A 12,111-nucleotide genomic window follows, 5' to 3' on the forward strand; every position below is an offset into this window, starting at 1 on the left:
AGCCCCTAAGCTGGGATGCCAAGAATGTAGTAGCGGATTCCAATGATCGGCGTCGGATCAGATTCAGAGACGACGTTTGAGCTACTGCCTGAAAGGTAGATGCGGGTTGGGTTGCCCCTAAAGGTGAAGAAGCGGGCTTCGAACGTGGTTAGCTGGCAGTAGGTACTGTCGCCGGCCGTGTAGTACTGCTTTCCGACGCTCACGGGGTCATAGTACCCGTAGACGGTGTACGGCGCCTTCACCCGGCTTGAGATCGTGCCGTTGAAGTTGCCAAGCTTGATGTTCGAGCCGCCACCGTGAACCGTGACGTATTTGACGAAGGGGAAGACACCGGCCCCGTTGAATGCTATCGGCCACTGACGCGCGCCGTTCGGCTGCGAGCTTACATCGATGTACCCCTCGGCCAGCATCCTAACCTGCGGCCAGCGGCTATCCACCATGATATCCGACAGCCGAGGCGGGTTCGCCGCACCTGGGCGAAGGAACTGCAGTACGTCGCGAGTGCCGTCGTTGAACTCCCGCCACACATCGTTATCACCAGCAGATGGCGCGGAATCGTCCAGAGCGTAGACGATGAAGCGAGCCCGCGCCGCGCCGAACGGATTAGAGAAAATCAAATTGGCCCCGCTGAAATAATAGTCGGCACCATACTCGGTCTCGGTCGAGAGAGGGTTCGTCGGGTAGAAAACGGTACCGCCCTGGTAGACAATAACGTCGGCTCTCAGCTGCCCGATCGCCACACCTGCAAGCGTCGAAAGCGGGTAGACGGTCGTGCCAGGCGGCAGCGCGATATCGCCAGCCGCGACCACCTTCGCTGGAAGGCTGGAGCTGTCGAAGCTCAACTGCGATGGCGTTGCTGTCCTGACGTCATAGCCAGGCTTCGCGGCGCGGCATGCCGTCCGCGTAATCTCGACGGCGACCTGCCCAGCGACAGGCGCCAAGGGCGGGCTATTCACCGGAGCGCCATTACCCGGCAGGTTCCAGACCACGAACTCCTTGTAGATCTGAGCGAACTCAGTATTGAAGAAATGCGTAGCGAAGCCTTGCGCCATGTTGAACGCGTAGGTTCCGGTGCCGCTGAAACCGGTGAGCCAGCCTTCCTCGCCATATCCAGGCGTGGTGAACAAAGCAGCTCGGTTTTGATACCCCGTATAGTAGCGCGTCACGCGAGCGCCGTAGTTCACAACGCCGGAGGCATCCTTGTATTTGATGTCGAAGAGGGGGACCGCGTACTCCAGCAATGGGAAAGCATTCGACCTGATAAAATAGTTGGCGATATTGGTCAGGTAGCCATCGTAGAAGGTCTGGAAATTCGACGTCCCGGTTCCGGCGGGAGTGAAGGCTTGGCCGCTCCCAGTGTAGTTCCTTGCCACGATGCCCGCAAAGCGCATCGTCTGATATTTGCTGTTGAAGAGGAACTTCGCGTAGTCGGTGTCTGGCGTCGAATAAGGATTGTAGATATCCGACGCCATGATTTTCACGCATCCTGCGTTCTGGCTATCGACGCCTATGAATGCTGCAATCGCCATCAGCCGCTCTTCACTGTGATGCCGGTCTCGTTGATGCGGACCTTGCCATTGCCGAGGTTGATGTCGGCCGTCAGCACGGTCCCGATGTTCGCCACCTGCAGCTTCAGGACGCCGCCCTCATATACGAGAGGGTAGGACGTCGTCGCATTGTCCGTCACGCTGAACTGATCGACATTAAACGATGCACGGGACTTCAGGACGCCGCCCTGCGTGTAAAGCTCGATGAAGAAGCCGCTTTCCTTGAAGGCTTCCCCGATCGAACCTTTGAGCAGGATCGCATAACGAACGTTGACCCCCTCTGGCGCCGCCACGGCCTGGAAGGCGACCATGCCGTCCGCTAGGTTCTCGTTGAACTGAGCGATCAGCTCGGTGGTCTGCTCCACGACATTGGCAATATCGGACTGCAGGACGACGATCTGCTCATTGAAGCTCGCCCCTTGCACCGAGACCTTGCGCCCGATCGATTGCGAGACGCTCGTGGTGATCTGGTAGTTCTGCTCGATCTGGGTCAGCAGGGACTCGTTGCGGTTCAAGCTGGCATAAAGATCCTTGAAGACGTCGAGTACCTCTTCCTTCAGGTTACCGAGCCCGATCTCAAGATCCGCGTTCCCACCATCAAGCGAGGTGATGTCGATCGGAACGGACCAATTCGTCGTGCGGTCAGCAACCAGGCGGTGGCGGAACTGGTACGTTGTGAGGCTGAGAATGCCCTCTTGGATGAAGGCGATGTTGGCGTCTGCCTTCACCGTTCGCGAGAACTTGTTGCCCGGTTCGGTCTTGATCCACCACTCGATGACGATATCCGTCACGGTAACATCCTCGACTGACGACCAGGACACGCGAAACGCCGGGTATGACCGCCCATCAGACCCAATCCCGATCACAGCCGCGATCGAGAAGTCCTGCAGCTCATTCAGATAGACCGGCTCACCGTTCGGGATCGGGATCGTCGGCGGCAAGACGGTGACACTGTCATAGATGCCGCCGTCACGTTCCTGCAGCGACAGAGAGACGTTGCGCGGCCCGTCGCTGGTCAGCGCCCTGATCGATCGAGCCTGCACCATGTAGACGCGGTCACCGTATCGGGCCGAGTTCCATCGTACCCAGTCACCCGCCTTGATGGTCTGGAAGCGAGGACGGATGACGATATCGGCCGTGGCTTCGTACCGGTTCTCATTGAAGTAGATCGAGGCGAGCTGATTGGCCTGCCGCTTCGAGCGAACCTGCGGGAAGTCGAGGTTCACATCGCGCGTCCGGCGATCGAGTGAAACGTATCCGGCATTCGTCTGGGTATCGTACCCGGCCGGCGACCACATGTTCTCGGGTTCCGGATAGGTGCCCGACACGGCATTGACGAGATCAGCCATCGAGCGACGGCGCTGGAAGCGGACAGCCTCCCCTGCGATCAGATCGTCATCGGTGAACGTCTCGACGATCGGCTGGTCGGTACCGATCAGCGGCCATGAGCCGGTCACGTCATCGATGACGATGCCGCCGCAAGCTGTCATCACGGCTTCGATATTGTCGCCGTGCTGGGCATCGGCATCAAACAGCACCGAGCAGCGATAGCGGCGCTCACCGCCTGCATCCTCATCGCAGATGTTCATGGCCGTGGCGTAGCGGTCGAACGGCAAGTCCGCCGATGCCATGCCCATGCCGCAGAACATATCGTCATTGACCGAGAAGCCGCGCCGGTAATTGTACTTTTGGACGATCGGGTTTTCGGAAAACTCGTGCGTCGAGTAGTCATCCCACCGATGCCCGCCAGAACCGCCCACCGTCGAATCCTTGCGAAGGTCGTAAAGGCGGGCACCGCGGAACTCGAAGAAGAAGTCAGGGAACTGACCGAGCTTGTCCTGGTCATAGGTCAACTCGGCTTTGATCCAGCAGATGCCGGTCCCGATGTGATCAGCCGTCCAGCGCCCGAAGGGATTGGAGTGATTGATCATGTCGACGTCGGCCGCCGTCTGGGTGCCGTAATAGAAGGTGAAGCGTATCAGGCCGGCATAGTCGCCGCTGACCACGGAATAGATAGTCTTGAAGGCATCGCCGCCGATGACGCTCAGCGACAGCAGCGAGCCACCCGCCCAGATCCGCGACAGGCCGTCGCACGGGAAGTCGGACAGCACATATACCTGCTCAAGATACTTGTTCGAGCTGCCATAGGTGTTGACGTAGCAATCGTGGCCGGCGATCCCGACGAGGCCGCAGGCGACCTTGCGAGAAACGTTTTCACCATACTCCCGCTCGAACTCGACGCCGCCGACGGCCGCGCTGTTCTTCTTGGCCTGGTTCTTCTGGATCTTGCTGACGAGCAGGTTGAGGCCGATTCCGATGATCGCCTTGCCGATGATGCCAAGCGAGCCAAAGAAACCGCCGATCGCGGCTCCGATAGGTGCGAGAAAGGGCATTAGATCACCTTGAATGCATGCGCCACAGCCGAAGCCGGCAGAAACTCGACGGCATCAGCGCCGCGCGCCATGAAGCCGATCGAGGTGAAGAGGCCACCCGAGAGGACACCATCGCGATCGACGATGCCGATATCGCCTCGCTGCGCCATGCTGGGAGGGATTTCCGTGAACTTGGCGGCGAAGGCATCTCGGACCGTCTCGAAGCCGTGCTTGCGCAGCTTCTTGGCAGCGCCCGCTTCTGTCTTGTATCCGAGGGCATCGGCGTACATCCGCTCACCCGTGACGGCCTCGACGCCATCATCAGCGATCAGATAACAGTCCGATGTGCCGTAAACCGAAGGCAACGCCTGATGCTTCGCCACAACCGCGTTGAGGCGCTTCTCCCAGCCGGGAAGTCTGGTCATGTCGTTATAGTCCCTTGAAACCTATAGCGCGCGCCGCGCCCGCAGCTGCGCTCTTCGCTGCATTGACGGCAGAACCGACCGCCTTGCCCCACGCGATATCGACACGGCCGGCGGTGGCCGCATGCTCGAAAAACCTGTCTCCGGGGTCGCGGCGCTGCTGATCGGCGACCGTCCGCTTCCGACCGTTCTGCCGAGAGTAATCAAGCTGTCTGCCCTCGCACCGCGCTGTCAGGTAGTATCCGCGCGTGTCGTCGGTGTTGTGCTCGATGACATCGAGGTAGCCGCGAGCGACGGGCTCGACCTGGATCAGCGCCATCGTGTCCGGATGGAAGTGGGCGTCGTAGACAACGACGGGCCGGTCCCGGTAATCCTCGTTCTCGATCTGGGTGAGGATCTCTGGCGTTAGCCCGAAATCCTTGCTCTCTGCCAGTGTGAGCGTGAAACCGCCGTCTGCCGCCGTCCCGGTACCGCCGCCGATATCTGACACCTCGATCAGGCCAAAAGGCTGGTAGGTGACGCCGGCATAGGTCAATGGCTCACGGCGCGCGATGAAACCATAGATGCCCGAGCCAAGCTGGACGCGCACCATCTGGCGCGTCGAGATCCGGCCGGCGTCGTACAGCGCCTTGACCTCTGCGGAGAGAGCCATCAGATCAAACGCCTGCGCTGCGCGTCTTTGATCACATCAATGATGGTGGCACGGAAGACAGCATCATTCAGCAGCCAGCGGATGACCCGGCGACGAAACCAATTCATTGGCTTTCCCTCAATTGAAACGAGACGGTGCGAAACAGCCCCTCACCCGGCGCCTGATAGCTGCCAGGCACCAGCCGCATGACCAGCGCTGGGTTCGCGAAACGCACAACCGCCCCTGCCTGGGCGACAGTGTCGAAGGGCGGCGGCTCGACGGTGATCGACCTCGTCGCCCCCGATCCGGACACTTCCGTGATCCGGCCAATATAATACCGGCCAGATCGCTCGATCCCGATGCGATCCCCTATCGACAGCACCAGTCCAGCATCCACGCTGTTGACCGACAAGATATTTCCGTCGGTGAAGGATACCAGATTGCCGGGATCGTCGGCCGGAGCGTGGTTCTCTCGGTGGGCCTTGGGATAGCCCTGCGTTGGGTGGCGGAAGAGAACCGTCCGGAGCCCTTCGCGGAGAGACAGCCACCAAGCCTCAATCTCGGAATACTCATCGAGATACAGGGGCCGAGTGGCCATATCGGCAACCCATGTCGGATCCTCGGTCTGGGTGTAGTTCGTGAGGCGAGATCCAGACCGAGAAGCCTTGACGGGATCATCGAGCACGAAGTCGCATTTCACCCAAGCGATACCAGGGAGCGGACGAGGAAATGATATCGCCATTAAATCATCCGTCTCTTCTGAGCATCCTTGACCGTGCTCACAATGGTGGCAGGCACATCGGCACGGAACTTGGCGAAGTCGCTGCGCAGAGCGGCAATCGCTGCATCGTCCGCATTTGCCGCATTAAAGACTGGGGCTATGCTGATGTTGACATTGCCGTTTTGCCCGCCAGCGTTCTGGTTAGCTGGAACCTGCAGACGATGGTTCGGCACAACTTCCTCGCCACCTTTGAAGCGAATAAGCTCCGGTCCCTTCTCGCCCACCCAGGCAATACCTGGGCGAGCCGAAGACGTGCCGGTCGCATACCCGGGCAGTGACCCGGTATATGCCGTAGCACCCGAGCCGAGGTTGAAGCCACTGGAACTGCCCCCGCCGCCGAATAGACCGCCAAGGAACCCAAAGATTCCCCCGCCACCAGTGCCGCTGCCAGCGCTGCCGACTTTGAAGACAGCGTCTATCACATCGCCAAGCAGCTTGTCGGTGATGCGGTCGAGGACGTTTAGCGCGGCCTTGCCGAACGATTTCCAGAAGCTCTCGCCGTTCTTCAGCCCGTCGCGCAGATCGTTGACGAAACCGAGAGTGGTGTTCTTCACGAACTCCATGGCCTGCTTCGCCTTCTGGATTGCCTCCGTCTGGCGGTTCTGGGCTTCAGTTGCGGCAGCAAGTGCGCTGGACGTCTTGTCTATCTGGGAGAGAAGTTCCGGCGTAATCGCCAGTTTTTGCTTCTCTGCCGCAGCCAACAAGTCGGCAGAAGATTTGGCTTTGGTGACCGCGTACGAGTAATCGTTCACCAGCGGATTGAGTGATGCTTGCGCCGCGGTCTCTGCTTGGATGGCCTTGGTACGCTCCTGTGCCGACAGGATCGCGCTCTTATAGACGTCCTGCGCCGCTGCTTTTGTGCTGCCCTTGTTCCATGTTCCGCCGGGGTACATGCTTTCCGTTGACGGCTTCTCGCCGATGCGCGGACCAATTTCAGGTAACGGGAAGCTTTCATTCTGGATCGGACCGTCGGCCGATCTGTCGACGTTCGCGTAGCTTCCAGGGCTTGGATACTTGGTAGCAATCGCACCGGCGGCCTGGCTCTGGAAGGTCTTGAGCGCGCCGATCGTCCCCAGCACACCTTGAGCAAGTGAAGCAAAGGCGTCCCGAAACTTATCAAGCCCTTTGATCCCCGACGCCGTGGCCGCGTCGGTCGCGTCCGTCACTCGCTGGAAGTCCTCAGCAGTTGCCTTGCCTGCTTCGACTTTCTCCTGAAGGCTTTCGAACGCCACGCCCAGCTCATGCAAAGGTGCCTGCGGGCTGAGGGACGCGCGATAAAGGAGGTCTGTGACGCCAACCAGTGACGACGAAAACTCATCGAATTTCGCGCGGACATCATCCATTACCGATGCTGTGCGGACCTGCACCGTCTCCTGAAGCTCTGCGACATCTCGGGCGCGCTCCAGTTCGTCGACATACTTCTGCAGGGCGGGGACGGCATCTCCCCAAGTCTGCGCGACACGATCGATCAGGTCTGCCTGTCGCTTCAGCGTCTCTTCCGACTTTTCACCGTTGCTGAACAACTCAGTGAAATACTGAACGGCGGTACCCGCGAGTGTGATGATGGCGATCGTTGCAATGCTGACGGGGTTCGCCAACGATGCAAAGGCACCTGCCAGGCCGCCGATAATGCTTCGAAGCCCCTGACCGCCAAAGATCTGGTTGAGCTGCGTACCCTGCTGTAGGGCAATCAGGAAGGGTGACTGCCCGCCGGCCAACTGGACACCAATATCATTGAACTGAGCAGCAATATTCCCCGTCTGTCCGGCAAGCCCCCTAAGTGCTCTGCTGTTGTCGTTCGCAGTAGCGTTTAGCCTGACTAGCGAGCTTGATGCCCTGCCCGCGCTCGATGCCACTCGCTCTTCCGCTTGCGCAAGAGAGGTAGCCGATGCAGCGGCGGACGCAGTGGCCCCCTTAGTCTGCGCGACACCGCTCGCCATTGTCTCAGTGGCTCGCGCCGCAGCACCGGTAGCGCGCTCGACCTTTTCGGCCGACGTCGTCAGCGCGTCTAGGCCGGTTGCAGCCTCCTTGACGCCTTTTTGCGTCACGGAAATGCCAAGCGATACGTCCATGGGTTTACTCTTTCCTGCCAGCACACCTATCTTGCTACCCGAATGAGATTCGGGAGGGATAAATGGACGGTTGGTTGAAGATATTGATTGCCAGCGCGTGCGCCGTGATTATCGCAGGCGGAGCGTTCTACGCCTGGAGTGAGTGGAGTGCTCACCGAGAGCGGCAAGCAAGAGCTGAGCGCCGAGACGGCGCGGTAAAGGAGCTGTTCGAACTCGCAAAAGCCGAGCCGAACGAGGTCGATAAAGTTCGAGACTTCTGCAAACAACTCAATGAGCGGTTGGATGGCGATCTAAAAGACAATGAAATTGCCTTTGGCGTCGCCACCAATTGTCGCGTCCTCGGTTATAGCTACTAATCTAAACCCTGATGACACCGAGAAGTGAGATCATGAGACAAGAAATTCGCAGGATCGCATGTATTGGAACGAGTGGCCGCAGTTACACGGTCATTGAATTCCAAAATTTCAGGTCGTTCACACCGTTAAGTGGCAGGACGCAAAACGTCCCGACTACGAAAGAAATGTTTCTGTTAGACGGTAGTGACGTCAATTTTGTAGATGAAGGCCATTTTGAAATCGTTCTCACCGGAGAAAAGCTGACGGCGGCTTGAAAGATGAGGCGGCCCAAAGCCGCCTCTGGTTACCTCTTTACTAGGACTATGCCGCCGCGCTGTAGCTTAGAAGATCGCGGATAATGGATGCAGAGATCCGAACATCGGTCGTGTCTCCCTCCAACTCGATGTTGTCGGTTCCATAGCACCAAGCAACCGCAAGCGCTTTCACCTGAAGCCCGGCGAGTGTTTGCGCTGGCAAAGCCTCGATCGCGTCCACGATCCTGTCGCTTATGTCGTAGGCCTTCTCAAAATCATCCTGGTGAGAGCCGGCGCGGTCACAGTTCCTTTCTTCTGCCCAAGACAACTTGAGTTGCTCCCCAAGTGCGACGAGTTCGCGGTCGTCCGCAGCGAGCACAGGCGCGACGGCTGCGGTGTGTGCCGTCAATGCCAATGCTATTCCGCCCTTTAGCGCTGTGCGGCGGTTCATTACGCTGCCCTCGCCGACACCGGAAACGCCTTAGCAAGAACAGCCAGTCCCTTTGCGGTAACCCGTACTTGCGTGGAGATCCACTCTGTTCCATCAGGGCGGGGGCCCGTCGAGATTTTGTGCTCAAGATAGCCAGCGGCCATCTTCGACTGGTAAGCGAGATCTTCCTTTGCGCCTGCTCGACGATAGATCCAGCCGTTGGTCCTCATCCAGCGAATGAGTATCTGCGGCGGGATTCCAAGATTTTTCGCCGCTTCGGTGCGACTGAATGTGCCGGTCGCATCAGTAAGTTGCTCAAGAGCGTCAACGTCGTGCTGCATTTCCTCGACACGGGTCTCCAGCGCAATGACTTTCTCGACATTCTCAAGAAGGAGGTGACGCAACAGTGAAGGATCGTTCAGGTTTGGGGAAGTCACCGGGTGGTGATCGGTCTCCAACTCCATCCATCTATCGACAATACGTTTTCGAAGCTGGACGTCATACCCAGATACCAGCGTCATCGAGTGGCTTTGATCGAGACGAAAGACGGCAACATACCCGCGAGTGTCCCTTTCCCATGAAACCCCTGGGAAGGTAGCGTCATTAGGATGGCTCCGTTTGGAGCCATCGCCAACTATCGCGTCCAAGATGGCCCCCGAATTTTCGCGGACATATTCGGAATGTCGGTTGCGGTAGTTCTCCGGGATCGTCCTCACCAAGTGCTCTTGGCCATAAAGGCCGATAAGCATGAGGCGAATATCCCGGATGACGTTCTTATGCTCCTTACCTGTAAGCTCGGCGATTTCGCGGCTCGACATTGTCAGGGCGCCGCCCCGCGTGGTATTGATGATGTCATTCATTGAGGAAGTCCTTTTTCCTTGGTGAATTTGCTTTCCGACGCGCCAACGTCGGCATGCTTCCGAAGGTCGGGGCGCTCTTAAGCGGATGCCCCGGCCTTTTCTGTTTCAGCGTATGCTCGCTTGAGGTGATAGACGACCTCAGCGTTCATGGTTCTCTCATTCTCAACGGCAGCGAGCTTGATAGCCTTCCGGAGCCCTTCCGGAAGGCGAAGCATCAGTTTGTCTGCTTCTTGCGCTTTCTTCATTTCGTCTCCACAGTGTCACCGTGACACAAACGAAAGATGTCACGGTGCCATCCTTGCGTCAAGCGCCGCGATGCGTCACCGTGACTTTTATTTGCAGGTATTATCGATGTCCTCTGCCACAAGCCGCGAAAGCGACAAGTTTATGCTCCGCCTTCCCGACGGGATGCGCGACCACCTGAAAAAGCTTGCCGCTAAAAGTGGCCGAAGCCTGAACGCTGAGATCGTCCATCGGCTGGAGGTGTCGATCGGCTGGATTGATCTCCCGGAAATCCCTGGGCTCGACAAGGTCGACACTATCGACGCTGAACTGAGGGAGTTGCGGCACGATGTAGAAATTTACAAGCTTTTGTCCGAGAAGCTTGCCAAAGACCTGCAGGAACTACCGAAGTTGCCTCTGCCCTACGTTCCTACGATCGCTGATGACCAAATGGAAATGCTTGCACAACGCGTCGCAACCATCGTGGCAGAGGCATCAAAAAAGAGCGGCTCGTGATTGGCTGACATTAGTCCGCCGGTCTTTCACGCTCCCTAATCGCCTCACTCTCGGCATCGACGGCTGACCGGAACGTCGTATCCATCGACTTGAGGATGGCAATCTCTTCACGTCTGACGATGTTACCGGTTATTTGGCACCAAGCTATGAACTCGTAGCTGCAAATAGCCGCCGGACCGTTGAAGCCCGGCGTCAGGCCTTGCCGGATATCCCAGAACCAATCCCAGAGAAGCGCGCCGTCTTGAGGGACATCGACCTTGGGACTATTCGTCTCGAAGGCCTCGTTCCTCTCGCGGCGCGTCTCTCCATCTTTATCGCGGACGGAATCGTATCGCCCGACGACGGCTACGGCTTCGCAGAGCCTTTCGCCGAGGTCTTCGTAAAATTTGCGCGATCCTCGGAAGCTGCCGCTACCTGGTCATAGATCCAGCCAGCCTCCTCAAGCACTTCCCTCGCCGTCTCGAAGCTCAGCTCCGGCTTCGATCCCTTCCAGTCGTGATCGCCCCAGTCCCACGATGCGACCGATGCGGCAGCCTTGTCGAGGTATTCGGCCTCGACCTTAGAAGTGGTCAGCTTCTTCTTGCGGCTCGCGAGGAACTTGTCGCTGTGCTGCCGAATGACCTTCTTGACCGCATCGGACTCGGCCGAGCGGATCATGAAGCGGATGCCAAGCGGCTCGTCGCTGACGGGATCGACGAGCTTGAGCTCGAACACGTCTTCAGCATTCACAAGGGTGGAAATGTCCATTGGTCACCTTACGGAGTGGTTACGGGATCGACGCGGATCGGCAGCTGGTTGAGGCCGATCGTGTAGCGGGCGAGATCGAAGTCGTCGGAGCCACCGCCTGGGTAGAGCGGGCCAGAGACAACGCCGCGGCTGTAGAAGATGGTGTTCGTCTTGCCGGGAGGTGCATCGTTGCGCTCGATCTTGATGGCACAGTTGTTCTGGTTCAGGGGGTCGCCGAAGCCGCGAAGGATCACCTGACCTGCATCATCTGCCACATCGGCGACTTCGATCTGAGGATCGCCAGCGTTCGCAACGCCCTTCTGCTTCTGCGAAACAGCCTCGTCGAGGGTATTGTAGACGTTGATGTTCGAGGTCGCGCCAAGGTCACCGATGTTTCCGACCTTACCGACCAGCACCCAGGTCAGTGCCGCATAGGTGCTGGATGTAAGATCCGTATTCTGCGGGTCTTCGCAGACATAGACCTTGCTGCCCTTCTTTGTCGTCTTGTTTGCCATTTCTAGGCCTCCGGTTCAAAAGCGATGTAGGGGATACTGACCGGGATCATGAGCCGGTCAGTATCTTGAAGCGGGCTTGCGGCCCATGGCTCACTGCTGATCATGATCCTCACGTCAGAAGCGAATAGCGTCTCATTCTTGAAGCGGTTGACGATTGCGCCAGCCACCTCAAGCCCATCGAGGATGCCCTTGCCGACCGGCCACATGACCGACACCTGCATGATCCCGATCTTCTGCTGTGGGTCATCGCCCAGCGTTACCTGTCGCGTCCGGTTGGGTAGGAAGTCGACCTTCAGGTACTTGTCTGGCTTGGTCTGTCCCGCAGCTGGAAAGGTGACGTTCGGACCCGCGATCGGCAGAACGCCAGGCATTGTCCGCAGGCGGGCTTGCAAGGCCTCGAATATGATTGCGTCGGTTGTGACCGCCAT

General features: G+C 58.4%; 15 protein-coding genes. 3 read left to right on the forward strand and 12 right to left on the reverse strand.

Annotated features, from left to right (window positions below; genetic code table 11):
- Positions 1–5 precede the first annotated feature (5 nt).
- From ACVTFQ_RS09750 to ACVTFQ_RS09775, 6 genes are all read right to left on the reverse strand, one after another.
- Positions 6–1,529, reverse strand: coding sequence for a hypothetical protein (locus ACVTFQ_RS09750; protein ID WP_470423824.1), 1,524 nt, complete (start codon positions 1,527–1,529; stop codon positions 6–8).
- Positions 1,529–3,940, reverse strand: coding sequence for a phage tail protein (locus tag ACVTFQ_RS09755; RefSeq protein ID WP_470423825.1), 2,412 nt, complete (start codon positions 3,938–3,940; stop codon positions 1,529–1,531). Before ACVTFQ_RS09755 ends, ACVTFQ_RS09750 begins: the two co-directional genes overlap by 1 nt.
- Entirely contained in the window at positions 3,940–4,344 is a 405-nt protein-coding gene (locus ACVTFQ_RS09760) for a DUF6950 family protein (RefSeq protein WP_470423826.1), read from the reverse strand. Before ACVTFQ_RS09760 ends, ACVTFQ_RS09755 begins: the two co-directional genes overlap by 1 nt.
- Positions 4,345–4,348: 4 nt before the next feature.
- A complete protein-coding gene (locus tag ACVTFQ_RS09765; protein WP_470423827.1) occupies positions 4,349–4,993 on the reverse strand; it encodes a DUF2163 domain-containing protein in 645 nt (214 codons plus the stop codon).
- Between the two features lie 103 nt (positions 4,994–5,096).
- A complete protein-coding gene (locus ACVTFQ_RS09770) occupies positions 5,097–5,714 on the reverse strand; it encodes a hypothetical protein (RefSeq protein WP_470423828.1) in 618 nt (205 codons plus the stop codon).
- Complete coding sequence (locus ACVTFQ_RS09775; RefSeq protein WP_470423829.1) at positions 5,714–7,825, reverse strand: phage tail length tape measure family protein; 2,112 nt, start codon at positions 7,823–7,825, stop codon at positions 5,714–5,716. The genes ACVTFQ_RS09770 and ACVTFQ_RS09775 overlap by 1 nt, the downstream gene beginning before the upstream one ends.
- A 62-nt stretch (positions 7,826–7,887) precedes the next feature.
- On the opposite strand from ACVTFQ_RS09775, the gene ACVTFQ_RS09780 reads away from it, so the two are divergent.
- Complete coding sequence (locus tag ACVTFQ_RS09780) at positions 7,888–8,181, forward strand: hypothetical protein (protein ID WP_470423830.1); 294 nt, start codon at positions 7,888–7,890, stop codon at positions 8,179–8,181.
- A gap of 32 nt (positions 8,182–8,213) precedes the next feature.
- A complete protein-coding gene (locus ACVTFQ_RS09785) occupies positions 8,214–8,435 on the forward strand; it encodes a hypothetical protein (RefSeq protein ID WP_470423831.1) in 222 nt (73 codons plus the stop codon).
- 46 nt (positions 8,436–8,481) lie between these two features.
- Here ACVTFQ_RS09785 and ACVTFQ_RS09790 read toward each other — a convergent pair whose 3' ends face one another.
- From ACVTFQ_RS09790 to ACVTFQ_RS09800, 3 genes are all read right to left on the reverse strand, one after another.
- Positions 8,482–8,865 carry a hypothetical protein gene (locus ACVTFQ_RS09790; RefSeq protein WP_470423832.1) on the reverse strand — a complete coding sequence of 128 codons (384 nt, stop codon included), beginning with the start codon at positions 8,863–8,865 and terminating at the stop codon, positions 8,482–8,484.
- Positions 8,865–9,704, reverse strand: a complete 840-nt coding sequence (locus ACVTFQ_RS09795) for a phage antirepressor KilAC domain-containing protein (protein ID WP_470423833.1) — start codon at positions 9,702–9,704, stop codon at positions 8,865–8,867. The genes ACVTFQ_RS09790 and ACVTFQ_RS09795 overlap by 1 nt, the downstream gene beginning before the upstream one ends.
- Positions 9,705–9,781: 77 nt before the next feature.
- Positions 9,782–9,949, reverse strand: coding sequence for an Arc family DNA-binding protein (locus ACVTFQ_RS09800; RefSeq protein WP_470423834.1), 168 nt, complete (start codon positions 9,947–9,949; stop codon positions 9,782–9,784).
- Positions 9,950–10,055: 106 nt separating this feature from the next.
- Between ACVTFQ_RS09800 and ACVTFQ_RS09805 the strand changes: the two genes are divergently transcribed.
- A complete protein-coding gene (locus ACVTFQ_RS09805) occupies positions 10,056–10,442 on the forward strand; it encodes an Arc family DNA-binding protein (protein ID WP_470423835.1) in 387 nt (128 codons plus the stop codon).
- Positions 10,443–10,787: 345 nt separating this feature from the next.
- Here the strand turns inward: ACVTFQ_RS09805 and ACVTFQ_RS09810 are convergent, their stop codons facing one another.
- From ACVTFQ_RS09810 to ACVTFQ_RS09820, 3 genes are read right to left on the reverse strand one after another with little or no spacing between them, the layout of a single operon-like run.
- Positions 10,788–11,189, reverse strand: a complete 402-nt coding sequence (locus tag ACVTFQ_RS09810; protein ID WP_470423836.1) for a hypothetical protein — start codon at positions 11,187–11,189, stop codon at positions 10,788–10,790.
- Positions 11,190–11,197: 8 nt separating this feature from the next.
- Positions 11,198–11,683, reverse strand: a complete 486-nt coding sequence (locus ACVTFQ_RS09815) for a hypothetical protein (RefSeq protein ID WP_112949793.1) — start codon at positions 11,681–11,683, stop codon at positions 11,198–11,200.
- A gap of 2 nt (positions 11,684–11,685) precedes the next feature.
- Positions 11,686–12,111: a phage tail terminator-like protein gene (locus tag ACVTFQ_RS09820; protein ID WP_470423837.1), complete on the reverse strand. Its 426-nt coding sequence runs from the start codon at positions 12,109–12,111 to the stop codon at positions 11,686–11,688.

It is taken from the genome of Rhizobium sp. O111 (assembly GCF_055616315.1).